The following is a 23480-nucleotide window of genomic DNA, read 5'->3' as shown; positions in this document are numbered from 1 at the left end:
ACCCTCACTCCGCAGCCAGGCCCTTGCCTCTGCGTGCATCGTCCTCTCAGTGAGCGTGGCCACAACCACAGTGCGGCGCATGGACCTCTGGCGTGGCTCGCCACTCATCCAACGCCTCGGCAATCGCCTGCTGACGCTGCTCGCCCATCGCCCGCCCGATCTCGGCACCCTTGAGCCCCTGAGCGACCAGGGATTGCGGCGAGACCGCCGTCGCGGCCTGCCAGGCGGCATTGCCCAGCCGTGCCAGCCCCTTGTCTTCCACCGCCAGCAAGGCCACCAGCACCGACTGGCGCTCACCACGACGCCACGCATCGACGCCATCCAGCCAGACCTTGAGATCTTCCGCCTGCACGCCACCCTCACGATGCGACGCATCATTCAGCTCTCGGCACAGACGCGCCTGCTGAGCCGCATCGCGCACGGCACTGGGCAGACGCAGCTCCTGCGCCAGGGTATCGATCTCCTCACGCGACAGGTGCTCCACCAGCCGTGCCATGCGCCAGCAGACCATCTCCGCCTCATCGACCAGCTGTCGCGGCAGTCGATCCAGCCGCTCCAGCGCTGACTCAAGCGCACGGGCCTCCCTCGCCAGTGCCGGCATCAGCACGCTCAGGGCACCCAGCTCATCCAGCAGCTGGAAGTAGGCCTCAGGACTGGCTTCCCCCAGCGCCTTCTCGGTTTCCTTCCAGACACGCTCAGCGACCAGATGCGAGACTTCGCCGCTCTCGACCATCCCCTGCATCAACGCGCGAGTCTCCTCGGCGACCGTGAAACCCAGCCCCTGATAACGTGCCAGGAAGCGTGCCACGCGCAGCACGCGTAGCGGGTCTTCACTGAAGGCGTCGGAGACGTGGCGCAACAGTCGTGCCTCGAGATCCGCAAGTCCGCCGTAGGGGTCCACCAGTTCGCCCTCGCCGGGCGGACTGTCCAGCGGCTCGGCCATGGCATTGATGGTCAGATCACGACGCACGAGATCCTCTTCCAGGGTCACGTCGGGGCTGGCATGCACGGTGAAGCCAACGTAGCCATGTCCGGACTTGCGCTCGGTGCGTGCCAGCGCATATTCCTCCTGCGTCTGAGGGTGCAGGAAGACCGGAAAGTCGCGCCCCACCGGGCGGAAACCACGCGCCTGCATGTCCTCGACCGTCGCGCCCACCACTACGAAATCGCACTCATGCCATGGCCAGTCCAGGCGCGCATCGCGCACGGCGCCCCCTACCCGATAGACCTCGAGCCCTTGCAGCAGGCGGTCCGATGACGCATCAAGTCGATGAGGGGCACTACGAGTCATGGGGACTCCTTGGCAGAAGGGAGATGAGACAATCAGGCAAAGGTGGGATCAGCTACCGCTTTCGACATCGTCGCCATGGGTGAGCTGATACTGGGTGAAACCGCCATCGAGAGAGTAGACCTTCTCGAAGCCCTGCCCGGCAAGCCAGGCCGCAGCCTGCTGACTGGAGTGGCCGTGATAGCACACCACTACCAGCGGTGTGTCGCGAGGTGTCTCTTCCAGGATCGCCCCTGCACTGGCGTTGTCCAGATGCCGGCTGCCGGGAATGCGCCCCTGGGTGAAGCTGAGCGGATCACGGATGTCCAGCAGCACGAAGGGTTGTTCGCCGTCGCGCCATTGCGCCAGTGACGCCAGATCAAGATGTTCGAAACTCATGGGAACTCCGCTGAAGATAGGGACAGGAAAATGGACGTGCGCCGCGCAGGGGAGGCACCTTGCAGAGTCAGTCGCGCGATGTCACCGCCGGTTCGAACACGCGCTGCCCCGTCTCGAGATCGAGCGCTGTCAGCCCGCCACCCCATACACAGCCGGTATCCAGTGCCGCGACATCCTGGCGCGCCGCTGGAGTCTCGCCTTCCAGCGCCGCCCAATGGCCGAACAGCAGGCGCGGAGAGTCATCCCAGGCCCCCTCGGGACGCGGAAACTGGAACCAGGGACGATAGCCCTCGGGCGCGGAATCCAGCCCCTCCTTGGCCGCAAAGTCCATGCGACCCTCGCGGTCCACGAAACGCATGCGGGTGAAGACATTCACGATGCAACGCAGCCGCGCGATGCCGCTGAGATCCTCCCGCCAGAGATCGGGCGTGTCGCCATACATCTCGCCGAGAAACTCGCGATAGGCGTCCCCCGCCAGTGCAGCTTCCGCCTCGCGGGCCAGCGCTGCCGCCTGATTCAAGGTCCAGCCGGGCAGAACGCCGGCATGCGTCATCACCGTGCGCCGCGCATCGATGGTCTCTTCCACCATCAACGGCTGGCGACGCAGCCAGTCAAGCAGCTCGTCGCGATCCGGCGCGTCCAGAATGGGCTGAAGCGTATCGGAACGCTTGAGGCGCCCGAAGCCATGCGCGACCGCCAGCAGATGCAGATCATGGTTGCCCAGCACGATGCGCGCACTGTCCCCGAGAGCCTTGGCATGGCGCAGGCATTCAAGCGAGCCCGGCCCGCGATTGACCAGATCTCCGGCCAACCACATCACATCACGTCCGGGCGTGAACTCCAGACGCTGCAACAGGCGTTCGAACTCAACGTGACATCCCTGCAGATCGCCAATCGCCCACTGCGTCATGCTGCTCCCCCGGCCGCTTGGCGGCCTGCTACGTGAATGACTTGCTGATAATTTCGTTCAGGACGGCGACAGACCGATGGGCCATGTCCCGACCTGGCCCGAGACTCGGCAGGCATCAATGCACCTGATGCGGCCCGGCCAGACGAAATGGCGCGATGGCGACTTCGAAGGTGCGCGCATGGGTGGCATCGGAGAAGGTATAGGCCCCCTGCATCACGCCGACCGGCATGTCGAGGACGGCCCGCGAGGTATAGCGGAAGCTTTCCCCCGGGGCGATCAGCGGCTGCTTGCCGACCACCCCCTTGCCGCGGACTTCCTGCTCGTTGCCGCTTCCCTGGGTGATCTTCCAGTAACGCGCCAGCAGCTGGATCGTCTCGTCGCTGCCATTGTGCACCGTGATGGTGTAGCGGAACACGAAGCGGTTCTCGCTCGGACGACTCTCGTCGGCGCAGTACTCCGGTACGGCGTCGACATGAATGTCCGCCACGCCGCTCATGCGTCGTGATCGCTGTCAGTGGCGGCCTGCGAGGTCGTGACCTCACCGTGACCGACATTGCTGCGGGGGCGCTTGCGGGGCGCGCTGTCCGCCTGACTGGCGGTCATGCCCTGGGCGCTCAGATGGTTGGTGATCATCACCAGCTCCGCGACCGTCAGCGTCTGCGGGCGACGCGAGGGATCAATGCCCAGCGCCGTCAGCTGTTCGGCATCGATACGCCCCTTGAAGTTGTTGCGCAGGGTCTTGCGACGCTGAGAGAAGGCTTCCCGCACGATGATGGCCAGCAGCTTCTCGTCAGTCGCCGGATGCGGCAGCTCGGCATGCGGCACCAGACGCACGATGGCCGAGTCCACCTTTGGCGCCGGGAAGAAGGCACTGGGCGGCACCAGGAAGAGGTTCTCGACCGCACAGTAATACTGGGTCATCACCGACAGACGGCCCCAGTCCGTACCACCCGGCTCAGCCGCCAGACGCTCGACCACTTCCTTCTGCAGCATGAAGTGCATGTCGGCAATCGCGCCACGCGCTTCCAGCAGGTGGAAGATCAGTGGCGTGGAGATGTTGTACGGCAGGTTGCCGACCACGCGCAGTGCCGGACCATCGCCCACCAGCGCCGGAAAATCGAAGCGCAGGGCATCGCCCTCGTGGATGACGAAATCGGGATAGTTGAAGAACTGCACGCGCAGCCCGGGGATCAGGTCACGGTCCAGCTCGATGACCTCCAGCTTGCCCGCCGCTTCCAGCAACGGACCGGTCAGCGCCCCCTGCCCCGGACCGATCTCGACCAGCCGCTCCCCCTCTGCCGGACGAATGGCCCTGACGATGCGGGAGATGACGCCAAGATCCTGCAGGAAGTTCTGGCCGAAACGCTTGCGCGCACGATGCGCCGGGAAATGTTGGGACATGGGACTGACTTTCCTCCGGGGAGCCCTGTGGACTCCCGACAACAAGACGCCATCCTTCACCTGTGGAATCGATGCAGAGGCATCGAGGGACATGGAAAGGACGGCGAGACCATCCTGGATGGTCGAATGACTGGGGTAGCGGCGACGCCTGCTTGAGGTGCGCGCTCGGCGTGCCGCATGGACGGTCACGCCAGATGATGGGGGATTATCTCAGGCTCGCGCGGCGGCTGCCATCTCGATGGCCACCTGCACGGCCTGCACGAGACTTCCGACATCGGCCCGACCCGTGCCCGCGAGATCCAGCGCGGTACCGTGATCGACCGAGGTACGCACGATGGGCAGGCCCAGCGTGATGTTGGCCGCCTGACCGAATCCGGCGTACTTGAGCACCGGCAGCCCCTGATCGTGATACATCGCCAGCACGGCATCCGCGCCATCGAGATGACGTGGCGTGAACAGGGTGTCCGCCGGCAGCGGCCCCGCCAGATGCATGCCCGTGGCGCGCAGTGCCTCGAGCGTCGGTGAGATCACCTCGATCTCCTCGACGCCGAGATGCCCACCTTCGCCGGCATGGGGGTTGAGTCCGCACACCGCGATGCGCGGCGTCTCACGCCCGAAGTAGCGTTTGAGATCTTCCGCCAGGATAGTGAGCACTCGTGTCAGCCCCTGCGGCGTGATGGCGTCGGCCACCTCACGCAGCGGCAGATGGGTGGTGGCCAGCGCGACACGCAGTCCCGGGCACGCCAGCATCATGACCACGTCCTCGACACCGCAGACGTCGCGCAGATACTCGGTATGCCCCGTGAAACCGGCGTGGCCGGCCTCGATCACGGCCGCCTTGGACAGCGGCGCCGTCACCATGGCACTGGCGTGTCCGGCCTGACAGGCGGCGATGGCCACGTCGAGCATCTGCAGGACATGATCACCGTTGCGCGCATCGATCACACCCGGCTCACTGGGCACCGCCAGCGGCACCGGCCATACGGCCAGATGACCATTGCGGGCCGGTGGCAGGGGGTCGCCGGGGCTCAGCTCATGCAATTCAAGCGAAAGCCCCAGCAGGCGGGCACGACTGGCCAGCAGGTCGGGATCGGCGACCGCGACCAGCTGCGCCGGGAAGTCCTCGGCCTGAGCCGCCAGCATCACCAGCAGCTCGGGACCGATGCCCGCCGGCTCCCCGGCGGTCAGCGCGATCACCTCGGACGACATGGCGCGCTCACTGCTCATCAAGGCGGTTGTCGACATAGGCCTCGGCGCGGATCTGCTGCTGCCAGGCTTCCAGTTCGTCATTGAGCTTGCGCTGGAACAGGGTCTTGCGGACCTTGTCGCGCTGGCTGGAATTGGTGACATCCTGCTGACGACGATTCTCGACCTCGATGATGTGATAGCCGAAGCGCGTCTTGATGGGCTGGCTGACCTCACCCACCTTCAGGGCGTTCATGGCAGTCTCGAAGGACGACACCGTCTGCCCCGGGCTGACCCACCCCAGCTCGCCACCCTTGAGAGAGCTGCCCTTGTCGTCGCTGAACTCCTGGGCCAGCGCGGCGAAGTCCTCGCCTCCCAGCACGCGACGGCGGATGGACTCGGCACGCTCAAGCGCCTGCTGATCACTCATGTTCGGGTTGGGCTGGATCAGGATGTGACGCGCCTGAGTCTGGGAAATCAATGACTTGCCCGCGCCACGCTTCTCGATCAGCTTGACCAGGTGATAGCCGCTGGCACTGCGCAACGGCTGGGACACCTCACCTGCCTGCATGTCCGGCACCACATCGGCGAATACGCTCGGCAGCTCACCGCCGGCGCGCCAGCCGAGATCCCCGCCACTCAGCGCCTGGCTGCCAGCGGATTCCGCCGCTGCCACCTGGGCGAAGTCCGTCCCATCGGCGATCTGCTGACGCAGACCATCGGCACGCTCGCGCGCCGCCTTGACCTGAGCCGGTGTCGGCTCCTGCGGCAGGGCGACCAGCAGGTGCGCCAGGTGATACTGGATATCACTGCCGACGTCCTGCTGGTTGAGATACCGGTCGATCTCGCGATCGGAGATGCGCACCTTGCTGGCCACGCGACGCTGCTGGATCTGTTGCACCAGCAGTTCACGACGCACCTGATCACGCACATCGGCCAGCGACATGCCATCCTGCTCGAGCTTGTCGGCAAAGGCCTCCAGGCTCAGACCATTGTCCTTGGCGATTCCCCGCAGGGTGGCATTGAGCTGGGTGTCATCGATGCTCAGATTGGCCTGCTCCGCCATCTGCAGCTGAATCTGCTCATTGACCATGCGGTCGAGCACCTGGCGCTCCAGCACATTGCGCGGCGGCAGGTTGATACCGCGACTCTGCAGCTGTTGGCTGGCCTGGGAGACACGCCGCTCCATGTCGCTTTGCATGATGGCGTCCTTGTTGACCACGGCAACCACACGGTCGAGCAACTCGGCGGCACTCACCGGCAGGCTTGCCAGCGCGAATGCCAGCCCCAGCGGGGCAATCAGGGTCTTGCGCATCGGGTGTTCTCTCGACGTAAAAATGTTGATGGCGCCGCCTTGCAGCGGCGCCCTGTCGTCAGCGTGCGTGACGCATCCCGGGGGTCAGAAACCGGCGTTGCGATAGCCCGGCACCGCCTGCTCCAGATAGCTGTCCGCGCTCTGGCCGACGCCACCCAGTCCCTTGAACTCGAAGGTCAGGAAGATACCGTTCTTCTCTTCATCATCCGAGATGGTATTGGCGGTGTCGTTGTCATCCTGCCATTCCCGCCAGGTGACCTGGACGCCATAGCAGCAGTCGTTGTACTGGACACCCAGCACCTTCTCCAGCGAGCGGGAATTGGTGCTGTCGTACTGATAGCGGCCCAGCAGCGACCAGCTTGCGCTGACCGGCGTCGCGAACGAGAAATCCCACTCGTTGCGGGTATAGCCCAGCACGTCTTCATCGTCCTCATCATCGTAAGGCACGAACCCTTCGATCTCACGATTGAAGCCAAAGTTCAGTACCGTGCCCTGTTTGGCGCGATAACGCAGTGATGTCTGGGCGCTTTCGGTGACACCGCGATCGAAGTCCTGGAACACGGCCTGGGTCGCGGTCCACTGGTCGTTGAGGACCACATCGGCCTGGAAGACCACCGGCGAGCGGTCACGCGTCGCCCGATAGTAATCGGAGTAGCTGTCGAAGTCGGAGCGCGACGTCTTGTCCGGGTCCCCATCCATGTCGATGTTGCGGTCCGACAGGTAGCTGGACTGGCCAACGCCCAGCTTGAGGCGTTCGCGACCGCTCTCGTCACTGATGAAGCGCGAGGAGACGCCGTAGGAAATCTTGTTGGTGTCGCCCACTCGGTCGCCACCGCTGAAGCGGTAGGGAGACCACAGCTGATTCCAGCTGAAGGCATCCTCGGAGGTGTCGAAGTCCGGGAAGTCGGACTGATCGACCTCAGGGACATAGGCGTAGTACAGACGCGGCTCCAGCGTCTGCTTGTAACCTTCGCCGAACCACTCGGTATCACGGTCGAAGATCAAGCCGCTGTCCAGTGACAGCACCGGAATGGTCGCCGAGGTACTGCTGTCACGATCGGTCTCGCGATCCCCGTAGTCCAGGTCGTAGCTCAGACTGATCAGCTGGGCACGCGGCTCGATGAAGCTCCAGCTCTGATCGCTGCGCCAGCCCACGGCCGGTGCCAGACGCAGACGGGTGCCGTTGGCGGCTTCATCGTCGTCGATGTCCGTGTCGGTCTCGTCCACATCACGCCAGAAGTAGGTGGCGTTGGAATTCCATTCTTCATAGAAGCCGCCGGTCTGGCTCCAGCGCGCGTTGGCAGTCAGGCTCGGCAGGCGATAGAACGGCTTGTCCTCGTCATCCAGCGGAAAGTCCATCCGCTGATACCCCTGCGCCTTGAACTCGAGATCCCAGACGTCGCCACGGTAATTCAGTCGCGCGAGACGCTCGAGGCTGTCCGTCTCGGTCTCGCCGAAGTTGCGCCCGAAGTCATCGAAGTAATTGCCGTCGGATGCCGCGCCGTACTTGAGCTGATAGGCCGTGCGCGCGTCATAGCGACCAGAGTGCTGGTAATTGATGTACCAGCGATCCTCGCCGATGAGATCCTCTTCATCGTCATCCGGATCACTGCCGCCATCGTCATCGGCCAACCAGGCGCCTTCCAGCGTGCCTTCGTCGCCACGCGGCAGCAGGTAACGGAACTCACCTTCCAGCATCTCACCGCGCTCTGAAATGTAGCGAGGCGTGATGGTGGCATCGTAATTCGGGGCCAGGTTCAGATAGATGGGCTGGGCATAATCGAAGCCGCTGGAGCTGGTGTAGCTGAGCTGCGGCCACAGCAACCCGGTGTGGCGGCGGTCATCGACCGGGAAACGCACATAGGGCCAATAGAAGACCGGCACGCCGCCCATTTCCATGCGCGCGTGGGTCGCCTCCCCCCAACCGGACTCCCGGTCGATGGTGATATCGCTGCCGACCAGACGCCACAGGCTGTTGCCCGGCTCACAGGAGGTGAAGCTGGCATCCTTCAGGCGATATCGGCCATCTTCCAGACGCGCCAACTGCACCGCATCCCCCCGGATACGCTGCTTGTGGAAGACGTAGTGACCATTGTCGACGCTGGCCGCGTCGCTGTTGAGCGAGACGCGGGCATCATCTCCGCGCAGCAGCACGCCGGGCTGACGGTAGGTCACCGGGCCCTTGGCCGTCGCGGTGTCTCGCGCCTCGTTGACGCTGACCTCAGGCGATTCCAGCTGGGAATCACCCCGTCTGAGCACTACCTCGCCCATCAGGGTCGCGACGCCGTCATTGCCATAATTGGCCTTGTCGGCGGAGGTCGCGACCTGCTCGGGCGTGTCACCCGCATCGATCCGGTAGGCCGGTGTCACGTAGCGACCGCTGCACAGCTGCCCCTGCGGCACCTCATCATAAGGCTGCCAGTCGAGCTGGCTTGCCGACAGCGGCTCCGGCGGGGCGGCTTGCGCCATCAGCGGCGCGCCAGCGGCCAGCGGGGCCAGCGTCCACAGGAGACGCAGCACCAGCGGCTTGAGCCGCCATGTCGCCGGCTGGCTGACGGGGAGACGCGTCGCCGTCGTGGAAGACGCAAGACGACGATGCGGCCGCCCGAGGGCGGACACCGGCTTGCCCGTGTGTATTGAATGGCTGCGCTGGGCCATGGCTGCTCTGTGTCCTTGGCTGGGGGAATCGGTATTATACAGGCCCAGCAACCGGCCTTCCTGCTTGCCGGTTCCGCCTGTCCTGTGGTCACCACACCCCAGCATGCGGGGCCGCGGCACAGGCGTCAACTGACAGCCGGCCCCCGTATCCGCCGACAGGAGCCCCGCCCCATGACATCCGACGCCCGCCGTCAGGCCCTCCACGCCTGGGCTGCCGCACGCCACGACCTCACCCCCGACACCGTCCGCATGAGCGCGGTGGCCGACGACGCCAGCTTTCGTCGCTACTTCCGCCTGCATCTCGATGAGAGCGCCCCCGGCATGTCGCCCCGCATCCTGATGGATGCACCGCCGGAAAAGGAGGACAGCCATGGCTTCGTCGCCATCGCTCGCCAGTGGCGGGAAGCCGGCCTGCCCCTGCCCGAGGTCTTCGCCTTCGATGACGCCCGAGGCTTTCTGGAGCTTGAGGATCTCGGTGATACGCCACTGATGACGGCCCTGACCAGCACCGAACACGCTGACCACTACTATGGCGAGGCCATCGGCCTGCTCGAGCAGTTGCATGAACTGCCGCTGGCCGACCTGCCCGCCTATGACGATGCGCGTCTCAAGGCCGAGATGGACCTCTTCCCCGAATGGTGTCTGGGGCAGCTGCTCGACATGCCGCATGACCGCCGCTACGCCGCCTGGGAAACGCTCTGCGGACAGCTGCTGACGGCCGCGCGCGCGCAACCTCTCGTCACCGTGCACCGCGACTTCCATGCCCAGAACCTGTTCCTGCATGCCGATGCCGGCCAGTCGCGCGAGACGCTGTGGATCATCGATTTCCAGGATGCCGTCATCGGTCCCGAGAACTACGACCTGATCTCGCTGCTGCGTGACCGCCACTGGCGCTGGCCGGAGCCCGCCATGGCGCGCTGGATCGAACAGGCCCGCCTTGCCGCCCTGCCACGCTATGCCGCCGCTGGCCTGCCGGCCCCCAGCCCGCTCGCGTATCGTCAGAGCGTCGAGCGCATGGGGGTGCAGCGCAATCTCAAGATTCTCGGCATCTTCGCGCGCCTGACCCTGCGCGACGCCAAGCCACGCTATCTGACGCTGATGCCACGCTTCCTCGGCCATCTGCGTGAAGGTCTGGCCTTCTGCCCCGAACTGATCTCCTTCACCCACTGGCTGGATGAGGTGCTGACCCCGGCGCTGTCACTGCGCCTGGCCTCCGAGTGCGAGGCACGAGGCCTGCGACTGGCCAATGGCGAGACGCCGGAGATCAACCTCGACGACTACGATGAGCTGGCCGCTCTGGCCGATCGCGCGGCACGCCTGATGCGCAACGCCGAGGCACGTCAGACAGATGTCACGCAGGAGAAAGGCTGATGCGCGCGATGATTCTGGCCGCGGGCTTCGGGACTCGCATGCGTCCATTGACTGACCACACGCCCAAGCCGCTGCTGAACGTCGCAGGACGCCCGCTGCTGGAGCATCACCTGCTCAGGCTGGAAGCCGCAGGCGTGGATGACATCGTCATCAACGTCGGCCATCTTGCGCAGAAGATCCTGGAGCATTTCGCCGCTGCTCGCTCTCCCTGCGGCTTGCTGCAGGCGCGCTGGCAGGGCCGCAGGCGCGAACTGACACTGACGTTCTCCCATGAGACGACGCCACTGGAGACCGGTGGCGGCATCGCACGCGCGCTGACACTGCCCGGCGCTCTGACGGCCGATGACGCCGACGAGACGCCCTTCCTGCTGATCAATGGCGATGTCTGGTGCGATGTGGATCTCGGGGCGCTGATGGCCCAGGCACTGGCCAGCCAGACTCAGTGCCTGCCGCCAAGGCCGTTGGCGGGCCTGGTACTGGTGGACAACCCGCCACACCATCCGAGCGGCGACTTCCTGCTGATGCAGGATGGCGAAGTGTGCGACGGCCCCGTGAATGAAGCGGACGAGCGCATGGACAACGCAGACCGCCTGACCTTCTCCGGCGTGTCATGGCTGTCCCCACGCCTGATCCGGCGCGCCCTGCACGAGACGCCGGCTCTGCGAGAGGGTGATGGCGTGTTCAAGCTGGCACCGCTGCTGCGCGATGCCATGCAGCGCGGGGAGGCACGCGGACTGCATCACCGTGGCGAATGGATCGACGTCGGAACCCCGGCAAGACTGGACGAGCTGGACAGGCTGCTCAGCGATCGCCAGGCACATCCAAAGGCATGAGCTCGCAGGCATAAGCTCAGCGCCGGACGTTCCTCCGGCCGCGGGCGCGGCAATGCTATTCTGTGCGCCTTCGTGCGGTCCCGCCTGCGCACCGGTGCACCTCACTGACTCATTGATTCACCGAAGGGAGAGAATTCGTCATGGCAATGAACACCAGCATCAAGTGGACCGATGGTCGCCAGTTCCTCGCGGAATCCGGCAGCGGCCACAGCGTCGTCATGGATGGCAATCCGGAAAATGGCGGACGCAACACCGGCCCGCGCCCGATGGAGATGCTGCTGATGGGGCTGGGCGGCTGCACCAGCTTTGACGTCATCCAGATTCTCGAGAAGGCCCGCCAGCAGGTCACGGACTGCCGCGCAGACCTCACGGCCGAGCGCGCCGATGGCGTGCCCAGCGTCTTCACCAGCATTCACGTCAACTTCGTGGTCACGGGCTACAACCTCAAGGAAGCACAGGTAAAACGCGCCGTGGAGCTGTCCGCCGAAAAGTACTGCAGCGCGTCATTGATGCTCAGCGCCGGTGGCGTCGAGATCACCCACTCCTACGAAGTCATCGACAGCGCCGCCTGATCATCTCACGGCACTCCCCCTCTGCTACCCGCCGCCATGAGCGATCTGACGGCGGGTGGCAGAGGGGGGCTCACGCCAGCGAGCGACGCTCGACGGGAATTGACGCTGGCGTGTCAGCCCTGCCTGTGCATAATACGCCCCTCAAACCGGTTGTCTTCCCGGTCGCTCCTCGGCCATCGGCCACGAAACGAGCGCCGCAGGACACCTTCTTCGGCCCGATGTTCACCCCTGGATGGCAACGCCACACGGGCGTGATAGAGGCATCGGATGTCATACCACCCTCCCATCTCAAGGAGGCCTGGACGTGAGCGATCAACTCCGCCTTCACGGGTTCAACAACCTCACCAGTTCGTTGAGCTTCAATATCTACGACATCTGCTACGCGCAGACCGAAGAACAGCGTACGGCGTATATCGATTATATCGATGAACTCTACAACGCCGAGCGCCTGACCCAGATACTCAAGGATGTCACCAACATCATCGGTGCCCACGTGCTGAACATCGCACGTCAGGACTACGAGCCGCATGGTGCCAGCGTGACCATCCTGATCGCCGAGCATGAGCTGGAAGAGACGGACCCCGCCCAGACGGAGCCGGGCCCGGGCCCGCTGCCCGAGACGGTCGTCGGCCATCTGGACAAGTCACACGTCACGGTGCACACCTACCCTGAGTCCCACCCGGACAACGGCATCAGCACCTTCCGTCTGGATATCGATGTCTCGACCTGTGGCATGATCAGCCCGCTGAAGGCGCTGAACTACCTGATCCACAGTTTCGACTCCGACATCGTGACCATGGATTACCGCGTGCGCGGCTTCACCCGCGACGTGGATGGCAAGAAGCTGTTCATCGATCACGACATCACCTCGATCCAGGATTACCTGGCGGAAGACACCAAGTGTGCCTACCAGATGGTCGATGTGAACGTGTATCAGGAAAACATGTTCCACACCAAGATGCTGCTCAAGGACTTCGAGCTGGACAACTACCTCTTCGGCACCTCGCGTCGCGAGCTGACCTTCGAGGAAGCCACCAACATCGAAAGCCGCCTGCGTCGCGAAATGCTCGAGATCTTCTACTCGCGCAACTTCGACTGAGCCGGGCACGCCTCGAGGCATGCAAAAGCCCCTGACACCTTTGGGTGTCAGGGGCTTTTTTCTGGCCCGATCACGGCTCAACGCTTTCCGTCAGGCCCGGGGTCCGTCTTGCGTTGCGGCGGGGGGGTGCCGGCCTCGTCCAGACGCCGGGCCATCTCGTCATTGACCTCACGCTGGAGCGCCTCACGGCGCTGTTCGCGCTCCGCCAGCGACTCCCCCTGCATCACCGCCACTTCATCAAGCCGGGTGCGCAATTCACGCACCTCGGTCGTCAGCTCGCTGATCTGGTGGTAGAGCGCGCGGGTCATGTCGCGCTGGGCACGCGCCGCGCGCGCCTCCTGCTCACTGTCATCCTCGATGAAGATCGAACTGATGTAGGCCGCGAAGCTCCCGAACAGCCCCACGCCTCCCACCATCAACAGCACGGCCACGACCCGCCCCAGGGTGGTGATGGGATAATAGTCCCCATAGCCGACGGTGGTCACCGTCACGACGGCCCACCACAGCGCCTCCTCGGCAGTGTTGATGGGGCTGTCGGGGTTGGGAGTCTCCACCATCAGCATGGTGAGTGCGCCGAAGACCACCAGCAGCACCGTGGCAGTGGCCGCAGAGGCGAACACCCCCTCGGCGCGATTGCGGAACAGCAGCTTCCAGATCATCTCCATCGACTTGATGGCGCGCAGCACTCGCAGTATCTGCACCACGCGAAACAGCCTCGCCCCCTGGAAGAGGCCTGCCGGAATACAGGCCAGCAGGTCGATCCAGCCCCACTTCATGTACTCGCGCTTGCTCTTCGCACTGGCGAACCGCTTGCAGAAATCAACGAAGAAGAACAGGCAGACCACGTAGTCCATGTACTGCAGCAGTCGCTGGACCGGAGGCGACAGTTCGAAGATCAGATCCACGACCATCGCACCGATGACATACAGTGACAGCACCAGAATGAACAGCTGAAAGGGCGTGACGCGTTCCTGCATCCGAGGATCTCCGTAAATGGGGCTCAGGAAAGCCTACCCCATCCTCGACGCCCTGACAGTGTGAAGACACCGCTGTCGTAATTGTGATGATTCATGCGCCCGGTAGTTCATGCGACCGAAGCTTCATGCGCTCGGTGATTCATGCGCCCGGTGATTCATGCGTTAGCCTCATGTGCCCGCGCTCATGACGTCTTGTCGCGCGACTCGTCGTCACTCGGAGGCTGGAAGGTAGACTGCTCGCTGATGTCTTCCCCACTGATGCGATTCAGAAGCTTGCGCAACTTGTGACGCTGACGGCGTGATGACAGGCGATTGGAATCCCAGCGCTCCGGTACCAGCGCACATTCTCCATTGGCATCGTGCAGACGGAAGGCACGCTCGACGCCGATCGGGTGGTCTTCACTGCCATAGATGCCGATGATGCGCAGCGTCAGGCGCTGGAATTTCAGCTGCTCATTGCTGGGCCAGTGACCGTCGAGCGAGATGCCATTGCGGCGCGCCATGCGCTCGATGACTTCAGAGAACGTCCCGATATGCAGGAAGTCGCCCGAGCCCAGCGGCCCCTGACGCGTGGTATCGGAGATACGCCATTCACTGCTGCTGGAAGCCTCCTTCGCGGACTGTTCGCTGTCGCCGTCCTGCTGATTGTCACTTTGCTCGTCACCTTCCTGATAGCTGCGTTCGAACTCGGTGACATCCATCAGCAGGCTGCCATGACTGGTATCTAGCCGGGCGATGATGTGCTCGATGAAGATCGATTCGGCACTCATGTTGCTGACGATGCACAGGCTGTCGATCCCCTTGGACTTGCCGCGATTGATCAGCACGCGCGGGCGCCGCTGGCGACGGAAGTTGTGATACAGCAGCTGTGCGTAGACCAGCCAGATGAAGAACGAGCCGATACTGGCAATCGCCGAGATGGTTTTCGAGTGATTCGCGATCCACTCCATCATGCTGACCTCCCCTGTCAACGTTGTCTGGTGCTCCCTTTCTTGGGGATGGCGACAGGGGATTGCGAGCATTGATATGGCGTTTAATCACGCCGTGCGAGTCATCGGGACAGGGAATGCCTGAGCCGGACACGAAATGTCTGAGTCAAGATCACTCCCCCAGCAAGGATTGCCAGATGGTGATGACACGCTCGCGGTGCATGGCGATGAGCGGCACCTGCTCGAGATTGATGAGGCTGCCACGCTTTTCCAGCGCGAGGCGGTGGCTGGTATTGCGATAGGCCAGATAGGCCTCGCGCAGCTCACTGGCCTGTTCACCCGGCAGGCGCCCACAGGCCTCCAGCGTCTCGAGCAGTCGCATGTTGTCACTCCATCTCAGAAGCTCAGGCTCCTGATGGCTCATCGACAACACGCAGTACTGGGCCAGAAACTCGATATCGACGATGCCTCCCGCATCCTGCTTGAGGTGGAACTGGCCTGCATCCCGGTCCTTGGCGGAACTCCCCAGGTGATCCCGCATCTTGTGGCGCATGGCGACGACTTCCTTGCCCAGGGCATCGGCTTCTCGGGCCTGCCCCAGCACCTCCCGACGTGTCTGCTCAAACGCCAGCGCCAGCGCCGGATCCCCCGCCACGGCACGTGCCCGCACCAGCGCCTGATGCTCCCAGGTCCAGGCCTGGGAAAGCTGGTAATCACGGAAGGAAGCCAGGCTCGAGACCAGCAGTCCGGAGTTGCCGGAAGGCCGCAGGCGCATGTCGACTTCGTAGAGGGCACCGGCCGGAGTCACCGCGGTCAGCAGATGAATGATGCGCTGACCCAGCCGGGTGAAGAACAGCGGGTTGTCGAGGGGGCGCGGGCCATCCGTCTGGCCCTTGCTGGCGGCATCGTGCAGGAAGACCAGATCCAGATCCGAGCCATAGCCCAGCTCGATGCCCCCCAGCTTGCCGTAGCCGACGATCACGAAGCAGCCGCTCAGACTGTCCCCGGTGATCGGCTGGCCATCCCGCCCCAGCGGAAAGCCGTGCTTGCGGGTCAGGGTCTTCCAGGCCATCGCCAGCACCTGCTCGAGGATCACCTCGGCGATGAAGGTCAGATAATCGCTCACCTTCATCAGCGGGCGCGCCCCCGCGATGTCGGAGGCCGCGACGTGCAGCACCTGGGCGTGCCGGAAGACGCGCAGCGCCTCGAGCAACGCCTCTTCATCCTCTTCGGGGATGCGTGACAGCGCGATGCGCAGCTCATCGGCCAGACGCACCTTGTCGGCGGGCGAGTAGAGATTGTGCGGGTGCAGCAGCTCGTCCAGCAGCACCGGATAGCGCGCCAGCTGCTCGGCAATCCAGGGGCTCGCCGCACACAGACGCATCAACTGCGTCAGTGCATCAGGATTCTCGCGCAGCAGCGCCAGGTAGGCCGTGCGACGCAACACGGCCTCGATCAGCGGCAGCACACGCTCCAGCACGCGACTGGCATCATGCTCGCCGGGCTTTTCCGGATCGCCCGCCGCCGAGCCCAGCGCCTGCAGCAGTGAGGGCATCAAGGCATCCAGACGATCAAAACCGATGCGCTGCATCCCCTGCACTGCCCGTGAGCGACGCAGGCTGTTCAGGCGCCGCAGACTCTCGTCGGGTGCCTCGAATCCGCTTTCGGCGAGCAGCTCCCGACCCTCTTCCACCGTCAGCTCATCACGCCACAGGGCACGCCACTCATCGAGTGCCTGCTGCCCTTCGGGCGGTTCGGTTTCCTCGTCTTCCGGCGCGGCGATCACGTTGTCGAAGTGCAGCCGGATACGAGCGCGCACCTCTTCGAGTCGCTCGGTGAGCGCCTCCCAGTCCGGCAGCTGCATCGCCAGGGCGAGACGCTCGCGCCCCAGCGGGTCCAGCGGCAATGTCTGGGTCTGGCGGTCGGCCTGCGCCTGCAGGGCATGCTCAAGATCACGCAGGAAGACGTAATCCGGCACCAGCTCATCCACGACCGCCTGTGGCAGCAAGCCAAGCTCGGGCAGTCGCGCGAAGGCTGTCTTGAGTGAGGTGACCTGCAGTTCCGACTCGCGCCCACCGCGGATCAACTGGAAGGCCTGGGCGACGAATTCCACCTCGCGAATGCCACCGGACCCCAGCTTGATGTTGTCAGAGAGCCCGCGGCGCTTGACCTCGCGATTGATCATCCCCTTCATCTCGCGTAGAGATTCGATGGCACCGAAGTCCAGATACTTGCGGTAGACGAAGGGTCGCAGATGCGCGATCAGTCGCTCGCCCGCGGTGATGCTGCCGGCCACTGGACGCGCCTTGAGCATCGCGTAGCGCTCCCATTCACGCCCCTGATCCTGGTAGTAGCTGGCCAGCATCGAGAAGCTGCCCACCAGTGGGCCGCCGTCCCCCAGCGGCCGCAGGCGCATGTCGACGCGGAACACGAAGCCATCGGCGGTCATCGCATCCAGCGCCGCGATCAACTTCTGGCCCAGGCGCGTGAAATATTCCTGGTGATCCAGCGACTTGCGCCCGCCCGTCGTCTCGCCCTTGTCGGGGAAGGCGAAGATCAAGTCGATATCGGAGGACAGGTTGAGCTCTCCGGCCCCCAGCTTGCCCATGCCGAGCACCACCAACCGCTGCGGCTCTCCGAAGCGATCCGCTGCCGGGCGGCCATAGCGCGGTTCAAGAAAGGCCTCCAGCCACCCCAGCGCACCTTCAAGCGAGACCTCGGCCAGTCGCGAGACCGCGCCCGCCGTGTCCCACATGCCCGTGCCATTGAGATCACGCCAGATGATGCCCAGCATGCGCAGCTGGCGGAAACGCCGCAGCACCTGCTGCATCGCCTTTTCATCCTCGGCGGCCGACAGCCCCTCCGTCAGCCGTACGCTCAATTCCCGTGGCGGCAAGGCGCGTTCAAGCTCGCCGCTCTCGATCAGTTCGGCCAGAAGCTCAGGGCGACGGCACAGGGTATCGAGAGCGAAGTCCGACAGCGTGACCAGACGGGCGAGCTCGAGACGTTGCTGCGCCCCCAGCGCCAGAAACGTCGCCACGGGCGAGCTGGCATCGCCGCGCATCTCGCTGAGACTCCGGGCCTGCATCAGGCTCTCGTTCAGACGCTCCCGTGCGGCGCCGGCAGCCTCCTCCAGTGTCTGGCGACTGTGCTCGGATTGCTGGCCGAGCAGCGACTCCAGCGGCAGGAAGTCTGCCGGCAGCGGGAGATCCGCTGACGGGCGGGAAGAGTGGGGTGATGAGGCGGGGGCGTTGTCGGGCATGGTCGTCTCCTTCGATCCGACCTTCAGCATAACGGAGGCAGAGGGGACATGACACGGCCATGCCCCACAGGCGATATGCCCTATCCGAACAGCTTGTCGTAGAGCAGCGTGCCCCAGGTCAGGCCCGCGAAGATCAGACCGAGCATCACCGCTGCCGAGCCCATGTCCTTGGCGCGCCCGGACAGTTCATGAAACTCCGGGCCGATGCGATCGATCGCGCACTCCACCGCGGAATTGAGCAGCTCGACCATCAACACGATCAGGATGGAGCCGACCAGCAGCAGCCACTCGATGTGCGATTCCCCGATCCACCAGGCGAACGGCAAGAGTAGCGCGCACAGGATCAATTCCTGGCGGAAGGCTTCTTCATTGCGCCAGGCCGCCTTGAGCCCCTTGAGAGAGTAACGCGCGGAGTGCTTGAGGTGGGTCAGGCCGGTATGCCGTGATTTCATCTTCGGGTCTCGTGCAGACGCAGCACGGTGGCTGCAAAGGCCGATCTTTCAATCGGACGATGACGTTTACCAGAAACACGTCTCGGGGAGAGCTGCCAGCACACCGGCTGGCGACCTCGCAACGCTAGCTGCGCGATTTTCACGACCAAAGGCTACCCGAGACCTCATCACCGAGCATGCTCTAATACCGCCAGGCGCTCGATGACGGCGGCGATGATAGCAAAGCCCGCGATGTTGCGGCATTGCCGATACTGTCATCCAACAACAACAAGTCAACGCCCGGGAACTGCCCATGCCTTCCTCATCTCACGACACACGCCAGACACTCGGTCACGGACTGGCGCGCAACTTCCTCGGCCAATCGCCGCGCTGGTACAAGCAGTTGATGTGCCTGTTCCTGATCACCAATCCGCTGCTGCTGTGGTTCAGCGGCCCTCAGGGTGGGGTGATCGTCGGCTGGCTGTTGCTGGGCGAATTCATCTTCACGCTGGCCATGGCGCTCAAGTGCTACCCGCTGCAACCCGGCGGCCTGCTGGCGATCGAGGCCGTCGCCATCGGCATGGCCTCCCCGGATGCCATCATGCAGGAGATGGAGCGCAATCTGCCGGTGATTCTGCTGTTGATGTTCATGGTGGCAGGCATCTACTTCATGAAGCCGTTGCTGCTCTATACCTTCACCAAGATCATTCTCGGCGTCCGCTCCAAGACCTGGCTGTCGCTGATGTTCTGTCTGGCCAGCGCCCTGCTGTCCGCCTTCCTGGATGCCTTGACCGTGACCGCGGTGATCATCGGTATCGCGGTGGGCTTCTACTCCGTGTATCACAAGGTGGCGTCAGGCAAGAATTTCGATACCCAGCATGATCACGCCAACGACATCAGTGTCGAGGCGATCCACAGCGAAGATCTCGAGGACTTCCGCGGCTTCCTGCGCTCGCTGTTGATGCATGGTGCCGTCGGTACCGCGCTGGGGGGCGTCAGCACCATGATCGGTGAGCCGCAGAATCTGGTAATCGCCAAGGCCGCCGAGTGGGATTTCCTGTCCTTCTTCCTGCAGATGGCCCCCGTCACCCTTCCCACCTTCTTCGCCGGACTTGCGCTATGCGTGCTGCTGGAACGCGGCCGCTGGTTCGGCTATGGCCAACGCCTGCCTGCCAGCGTCCGCCGGATTCTCGAGGACTATGATCGCCATCAGGATGCACGCCGCACCCCGCGCGAGCGCGCAGCGTTGATCGTGCAGGGGGTGGTGGCCATCCTGCTGGTCCTGTCACTGGCGCTGCATCTGGCCGAGGTCGGGCTGATCGGGCTGGCGGTGATCATCCTGTTGACCGCCGGCAACGGCATCACCGATGAGCATCAGATCGGACGCGCCTTCCAGGAAGCGCTGCCCTTCACGTCACTGCTGGTGGTGTTCTTCACCATCGTCGCCGTCATCCACGAGCAGCATCTGTTCCAGCCCTTCATCCAATGGGTGCTCAGTCTGCCGATGGAGGACCAGGCGGGGGCGCTGTTCCTCGCCAACGGACTGCTGTCCGCCATCTCGGACAATGTCTTCGTGGCGACGGTATACATTACTCAGGTAAAGAACGAGTACCTGGCGGGCAACATCAGTCGTGAGCATTTCCATGCGCTGGCGGTGGCGGTCAACACCGGCACCAACCTGCCAAGCGTGGCGACCCCCAATGGTCAGGCGGCGTTCCTGTTCCTGCTCACCTCGGCCATCGCCCCGCTGGTCCGGCTGTCCTACGGGCGCATGGTATGGATGGCGCTGCCCTATACCGTGCTGATGACCCTGGTCGGCCTGGCCACCGTGCGCAGCTTCATCTGATCAGCGGCCCCGGTTGCGTCAGTCTCATCCCAATGTCGAGGTCTCGGGACTTCCCCGCGGCGTCGCTTGCAGGCACTGTGAGACCGAGCGTCTCACGCCAGACGCCCTGACACCTTCACGCAGGAAGAGCGCCAACACCAACGCCAATCACGAGGAGACTGCCATGTCCCGCGCACTGATGCTGCACGACGAGACCCCACGCGCCCGAGTCGTCGAACTCTCCGATGATCAGCTACCCGACCTGCCTGTCACGGTGGCCATCGAGCGTTCCGGCCTCAATTACAAGGATGCGCTGGCCATCACCGGCCGTGGCAAGATCGTGCGCGAGCTGCCCTTCGTGCCGGGCATCGATTTCGCGGGTCGTGTCGAGGCCTCCGATTCGCCGGACTTCCAGCCAGGCGACGAGGTCATCCTGACCGGCTGGGGCGTGGGCGAGCGTCATTGGGGCGGACTGGCCGAGCGCATGCGCGTCAAGCCCGAGTGGCTGGTCAAGCGCCCCGCGAACCTGAGCGCCGAACAGGCCATGGCCTTCGGCACGGCGGGCCTGACTGCCATGCTGTGCGTGATGCGTCTCGAAGAGGCCGGCCTGACGCCCCAGCAAGGCCCGGTGATCGTCACCGGTGCCACTGGCGGGGTCGGCAGCTGGGCAGTGCAGATGCTGGCCGAGCAGGGCTTCGAGGTCCACGCGGTCAGCGGCAAGGCCGAGCAGCGTGAGTGGCTCGAGTCACTGGGCGCGAGCGAGGTCCATCTGCGCAGCGATTTCGAGGAGAAGGGCCGTCCGCTGGAGAAGAGCCGCTGGGCCGGTGCCGTGGATACCGCCGGTGGCCAGGTACTGGCCAACCTGCTGGCGCAGATGCATTACGATGGCAAGGTGGCGGCCGTGGGACTCGCGGCGGGCGCGGACCTGCCCACCAGCGTGATGCCATTCATCCTGCGCGGCGTCTCATTGCTCGGCGTCGACAGCGTGATGATCAATGCCGAGCGTCGCCAGCAGGTGTGGCAACGCCTGGCCGAGGTCTCCAGCGAGCTGCACGCGCGGATGCAGCTGGAGACGGTGGGACTGGATGACATCGCGGCACGTGCCGAGGCCATGATCGACGGCAACATCAGTGGCCGCGTACTGCTGGATCCCGCCCGCTGACATGCCAACGCGCACCACGAATCGCAGCCGATCACGGAAAAAATGCGCCATTGCCTCGAAAATTGCGCCAAGTCATTGATTGTTGCGGTGCAATACGCTGTTTGAGGTTAGCCAAGGCGGCCTCACGACGCTATGCTCTAGGCATCTCGTTACGCCCTGTCGAGCGTCCCGAGTGCCCTCCCCTCAGCCATGCCGGGCGTGTGGAGGATCACCCCGCCTTCGGGCGGGGTTTTTTGTGCCTGTCACACAGGCCATGAAGACGAAAGCCCCCGCCAGCTGGCGGGGGCTTTCGTGTCATGCAGTCTCGGCCGATGGATCAATTGCGCTCGATCATCGCGGTCAGGTCCTCCGCGACCGGATCCAGCACCTGCGGCCAGGAAAGATACGGCACGGCGGCACGCCCGTTGACCATCACGGCAAAGGCTCCCCAGCGGCCTGTCTGGGTGCGGAAGTAGCCCGAGATGGCGCGCACCGGCACAGGATTGTTGAGCGTTCCCGTCTTGACCATCACGTGATTGCGGAAGGTCTCGCTGCCGCGCCGAATGAAGCGCATCGGACCATTGGCCGGCGCCTGAAGCCCAGCAACGAAAGTGGGGAACAGGGCCGGACGGTGGTACATGCTGTCGAGCAACGCGATCAGACCATTGACGCTGGTACGGTTCTGCGAGGTCAGACCACTGCCTGAATACAGCGTCAGCGGGCCGTGACCCGGAATCGCGCTGGCGAAGGTCTCAAGCTTGGCACCTCCCTGACGCAGCGTGGCCTGACTGCCACCGACCAGTGCCAATGTCAGCTGGTCGGCCATGAAGTTGTTGGAGTAGTTGAGCATCCGCGTCAACAGCTCCTGCATCGGCTTGCCCTCGACACTCCCCAGCTGTACCGCACTGGAAGGCGGCGCCGTGGTGGTGATGTCCACGCCGCCCGTGACCGCGATGCCGGCACGCGCCAGCATGTCGCGCATCAGCTCGCCGGTATACAGCGCCGGATTGGACACGGCACGGTAGATGCTGCGCGGCTGGCTGTCGGCGGCGATGGTGCCACTGACGACCAGCGTATCGCGCCCGTTGCTGGTGGTACGCCGCGCATTGAGGGCATTCTTTCCGCCGGCCGCGACGGTGGTGACCTGATTGTCGAAGATCTCGGTGGGCTGGGTCGTGTCACAGCTGGCAAGTCGCGCCGGCGCCTGACTGCCCGCCCCCGGCATCACCTTCACGCACCAGCTGGCATAGTTGCTGGCCGCGGACGACAGCAGCGCATCATAGGCGTTGCTCGAGCGACGCGAGGCATTGCAGCGATCGGTACTGATGCATGGCACCGGCCCGAAACGCCACTGACTGACCAGCAGGCGTCCCTCGATACGCCGGATGCCCCTGAAGCGCAGCTCTTCGGTCAGACGCCACAGTTCTTCACTGGTCAATGCCGGGTCACCACTGCCCTCGAGCACCAGATCGCCGGTCAACACGCCGTCATTGATCGAGCCCGTGCTGCGCAGACGTGTAGAGAAGCGATACTGCGGCCCGAAACGGTCCAGCGCCGCGCCGGCGATATAGAGCTTGGACAACGATGCGGGCGTCAATTGCAGGCCGGGATCGACCGAGGCCAGCGTCTCGCCGGTGTCCAGCATGCGAGCCTGGGCACTGACGATGAAGCCCTTGTCAGCCAGGCGAGTGAGGTTGTCGAACCCGGCTGCCTGCGCCGGCCCGGTCGCTACCAGGGTAGCGCCGGCGGCGATGGCCAGTCCGCGCAGCGAGCGCGTGAAGCGCAGCGGCATTCCCGACACCGCGGGGTGTGCCGCTGCCTTGAACGGGCGAAGCAGCGAAGAGAGCAACGTGGGCAGCAACGCAGGTCGCGCAGAGGTTTGTGCAGTGCGAAGTAGAGGCATGA

At 64.3% G+C, this 23480-nt stretch carries 19 protein-coding genes; 6 read left to right on the top strand and 13 right to left on the bottom strand.

What is annotated here, in order from left to right; translation table 11 throughout:
* Nucleotides 1-46 precede the first annotated feature (46 nt).
* The 8 genes from HXS65_RS14800 to HXS65_RS14765 all read right to left on the bottom strand — a co-directional run bounded on the left by HXS65_RS14800 (nt 47) and on the right by HXS65_RS14765 (nt 8946).
* Entirely contained in the window at nt 47-1291 is a 1245-nt protein-coding gene (locus HXS65_RS14800; protein WP_176494274.1) for a polynucleotide adenylyltransferase, read from the bottom strand.
* A gap of 48 nt (nt 1292-1339) precedes the next feature.
* On the bottom strand, nt 1340-1666 hold the full coding sequence (gene glpE, locus HXS65_RS14795) for a thiosulfate sulfurtransferase GlpE (protein ID WP_077378098.1): 327 nt from the start codon (nt 1664-1666) through the stop codon (nt 1340-1342).
* 67 nt (nt 1667-1733) lie between these two features.
* On the bottom strand, nt 1734-2576 hold the full coding sequence (locus tag HXS65_RS14790; protein ID WP_141392525.1) for a symmetrical bis(5'-nucleosyl)-tetraphosphatase: 843 nt from the start codon (nt 2574-2576) through the stop codon (nt 1734-1736).
* A 115-nt stretch (nt 2577-2691) separates the two neighbouring features.
* Nucleotides 2692-3072, bottom strand: a complete 381-nt coding sequence (gene apaG / locus HXS65_RS14785) for a Co2+/Mg2+ efflux protein ApaG (RefSeq protein WP_077378092.1) — start codon at nt 3070-3072, stop codon at nt 2692-2694.
* Nucleotides 3069-3977, bottom strand: a complete 909-nt coding sequence (gene rsmA, locus HXS65_RS14780) for a 16S rRNA (adenine(1518)-N(6)/adenine(1519)-N(6))-dimethyltransferase RsmA (RefSeq protein ID WP_077378089.1) — start codon at nt 3975-3977, stop codon at nt 3069-3071. The genes apaG and rsmA overlap by 4 nt, the downstream gene beginning before the upstream one ends.
* Before the next feature lie 210 nt (nt 3978-4187).
* On the bottom strand, nt 4188-5186 hold the full coding sequence (pdxA, locus tag HXS65_RS14775) for a 4-hydroxythreonine-4-phosphate dehydrogenase PdxA (RefSeq protein WP_218015097.1): 999 nt from the start codon (nt 5184-5186) through the stop codon (nt 4188-4190).
* Nucleotides 5187-5193: 7 nt separating this feature from the next.
* Nucleotides 5194-6477 (bottom strand): peptidylprolyl isomerase, encoded by a 1284-nt coding sequence (locus HXS65_RS14770; RefSeq protein ID WP_077378083.1) that lies wholly within the window; start codon nt 6475-6477, stop codon nt 5194-5196.
* 84 nt (nt 6478-6561) lie between these two features.
* The gene (locus HXS65_RS14765) at nt 6562-8946 is read right to left on the bottom strand and encodes an LPS-assembly protein LptD (protein WP_176494289.1); all 2385 of its coding nucleotides are present in this window, start codon (nt 8944-8946) and stop codon (nt 6562-6564) included.
* A 360-nt stretch (nt 8947-9306) separates the two neighbouring features.
* On the opposite strand from HXS65_RS14765, the gene HXS65_RS14760 reads away from it, so the two are divergent.
* The 4 genes from HXS65_RS14760 to speD all read left to right on the top strand — a co-directional run bounded on the left by HXS65_RS14760 (nt 9307) and on the right by speD (nt 13010).
* Complete coding sequence (locus HXS65_RS14760) at nt 9307-10506, top strand: aminoglycoside phosphotransferase family protein (RefSeq protein ID WP_176494272.1); 1200 nt, start codon at nt 9307-9309, stop codon at nt 10504-10506.
* A complete protein-coding gene (locus HXS65_RS14755) occupies nt 10506-11339 on the top strand; it encodes a nucleotidyltransferase family protein (protein WP_176494271.1) in 834 nt (277 codons plus the stop codon). Before HXS65_RS14760 ends, HXS65_RS14755 begins: the two co-directional genes overlap by 1 nt.
* A 146-nt stretch (nt 11340-11485) precedes the next feature.
* Complete coding sequence (locus HXS65_RS14750; RefSeq protein ID WP_077378074.1) at nt 11486-11911, top strand: OsmC family protein; 426 nt, start codon at nt 11486-11488, stop codon at nt 11909-11911.
* Nucleotides 11912-12215: 304 nt separating this feature from the next.
* The gene (gene speD / locus HXS65_RS14745) at nt 12216-13010 is read left to right on the top strand and encodes an adenosylmethionine decarboxylase (protein WP_077378071.1); all 795 of its coding nucleotides are present in this window, start codon (nt 12216-12218) and stop codon (nt 13008-13010) included.
* 77 nt (nt 13011-13087) lie between these two features.
* On the opposite strand, the gene HXS65_RS14740 is transcribed toward speD, so the two are convergent.
* The 4 genes from HXS65_RS14740 to HXS65_RS14725 form a co-directional block, all read right to left on the bottom strand.
* A complete protein-coding gene (locus HXS65_RS14740; RefSeq protein ID WP_176494270.1) occupies nt 13088-13987 on the bottom strand; it encodes an ion transporter in 900 nt (299 codons plus the stop codon).
* A 182-nt stretch (nt 13988-14169) separates the two neighbouring features.
* A complete protein-coding gene (locus HXS65_RS14735; RefSeq protein ID WP_176494269.1) occupies nt 14170-14940 on the bottom strand; it encodes a hypothetical protein in 771 nt (256 codons plus the stop codon).
* Nucleotides 14941-15088: 148 nt separating this feature from the next.
* Nucleotides 15089-18178 carry a bifunctional [glutamate--ammonia ligase]-adenylyl-L-tyrosine phosphorylase/[glutamate--ammonia-ligase] adenylyltransferase gene (gene glnE / locus HXS65_RS14730; RefSeq protein ID WP_176494268.1) on the bottom strand — a complete coding sequence of 1030 codons (3090 nt, stop codon included), beginning with the start codon at nt 18176-18178 and terminating at the stop codon, nt 15089-15091.
* A gap of 80 nt (nt 18179-18258) precedes the next feature.
* The gene (locus tag HXS65_RS14725) at nt 18259-18630 is read right to left on the bottom strand and encodes a diacylglycerol kinase (RefSeq protein ID WP_077378057.1); all 372 of its coding nucleotides are present in this window, start codon (nt 18628-18630) and stop codon (nt 18259-18261) included.
* Between the two features lie 292 nt (nt 18631-18922).
* Between HXS65_RS14725 and nhaB the strand changes: the two genes are divergently transcribed.
* Nucleotides 18923-20455 (top strand): sodium/proton antiporter NhaB, encoded by a 1533-nt coding sequence (nhaB, locus tag HXS65_RS14720; RefSeq protein WP_077378054.1) that lies wholly within the window; start codon nt 18923-18925, stop codon nt 20453-20455.
* 163 nt (nt 20456-20618) lie between these two features.
* The gene (locus HXS65_RS14715) at nt 20619-21596 is read left to right on the top strand and encodes an MDR family oxidoreductase (RefSeq protein WP_077378051.1); all 978 of its coding nucleotides are present in this window, start codon (nt 20619-20621) and stop codon (nt 21594-21596) included.
* Between the two features lie 316 nt (nt 21597-21912).
* Here HXS65_RS14715 and dacB read toward each other — a convergent pair whose 3' ends face one another.
* On the bottom strand, nt 21913-23367 hold the full coding sequence (dacB, locus tag HXS65_RS14710; protein ID WP_176494267.1) for a D-alanyl-D-alanine carboxypeptidase/D-alanyl-D-alanine-endopeptidase: 1455 nt from the start codon (nt 23365-23367) through the stop codon (nt 21913-21915).
* Nucleotides 23368-23480 lie beyond the last annotated feature (113 nt).

Source organism: Cobetia sp. 5-25-4-2, assembly GCF_013374075.1.
In the GTDB taxonomy this organism is placed as follows: domain Bacteria; phylum Pseudomonadota; class Gammaproteobacteria; order Pseudomonadales; family Halomonadaceae; genus Cobetia; species Cobetia marina.
This window is presented reverse-complemented; position numbering and strand designations above follow the sequence as displayed.

Excerpts from the sequence above, each read along its gene's own strand:
- HXS65_RS14760 (WP_176494272.1), top strand. The coding sequence starts at position 9,307 with ATGACATCCGACGCCCGCCGTCAGGCCCTCCACGCCTGGGCTGCCGCA.
- glnE (WP_176494268.1), bottom strand. The coding sequence starts at position 18,178 with ATGCCCGACAACGCCCCCGCCTCATCACCCCACTCTTCCCGCCCGTCA.
- HXS65_RS14770 (WP_077378083.1), bottom strand. The coding sequence starts at position 6,477 with ATGCGCAAGACCCTGATTGCCCCGCTGGGGCTGGCATTCGCGCTGGCA.
- HXS65_RS14755 (WP_176494271.1), top strand. The coding sequence starts at position 10,506 with ATGCGCGCGATGATTCTGGCCGCGGGCTTCGGGACTCGCATGCGTCCA.
- HXS65_RS14735 (WP_176494269.1), bottom strand. The coding sequence starts at position 14,940 with ATGATGGAGTGGATCGCGAATCACTCGAAAACCATCTCGGCGATTGCC.
- HXS65_RS14750 (WP_077378074.1), top strand. The coding sequence starts at position 11,486 with ATGAACACCAGCATCAAGTGGACCGATGGTCGCCAGTTCCTCGCGGAA.
- glpE (WP_077378098.1), bottom strand. The coding sequence starts at position 1,666 with ATGAGTTTCGAACATCTTGATCTGGCGTCACTGGCGCAATGGCGCGAC.
- pdxA (WP_218015097.1), bottom strand. The coding sequence starts at position 5,186 with ATGTCGTCCGAGGTGATCGCGCTGACCGCCGGGGAGCCGGCGGGCATC.
- apaG (WP_077378092.1), bottom strand. The coding sequence starts at position 3,072 with ATGAGCGGCGTGGCGGACATTCATGTCGACGCCGTACCGGAGTACTGC.
- dacB (WP_176494267.1), bottom strand. The coding sequence starts at position 23,367 with ATGCCGCTGCGCTTCACGCGCTCGCTGCGCGGACTGGCCATCGCCGCC.
- HXS65_RS14790 (WP_141392525.1), bottom strand. The coding sequence starts at position 2,576 with ATGACGCAGTGGGCGATTGGCGATCTGCAGGGATGTCACGTTGAGTTC.
- HXS65_RS14765 (WP_176494289.1), bottom strand. The coding sequence starts at position 8,946 with ATGGCGCAAGCCGCCCCGCCGGAGCCGCTGTCGGCAAGCCAGCTCGAC.
- nhaB (WP_077378054.1), top strand. The coding sequence starts at position 18,923 with ATGCCTTCCTCATCTCACGACACACGCCAGACACTCGGTCACGGACTG.
- HXS65_RS14800 (WP_176494274.1), bottom strand. The coding sequence starts at position 1,291 with ATGACTCGTAGTGCCCCTCATCGACTTGATGCGTCATCGGACCGCCTG.
- rsmA (WP_077378089.1), bottom strand. The coding sequence starts at position 3,977 with ATGTCCCAACATTTCCCGGCGCATCGTGCGCGCAAGCGTTTCGGCCAG.
- HXS65_RS14715 (WP_077378051.1), top strand. The coding sequence starts at position 20,619 with ATGTCCCGCGCACTGATGCTGCACGACGAGACCCCACGCGCCCGAGTC.
- HXS65_RS14725 (WP_077378057.1), bottom strand. The coding sequence starts at position 18,630 with ATGAAATCACGGCATACCGGCCTGACCCACCTCAAGCACTCCGCGCGT.
- HXS65_RS14740 (WP_176494270.1), bottom strand. The coding sequence starts at position 13,987 with ATGCAGGAACGCGTCACGCCCTTTCAGCTGTTCATTCTGGTGCTGTCA.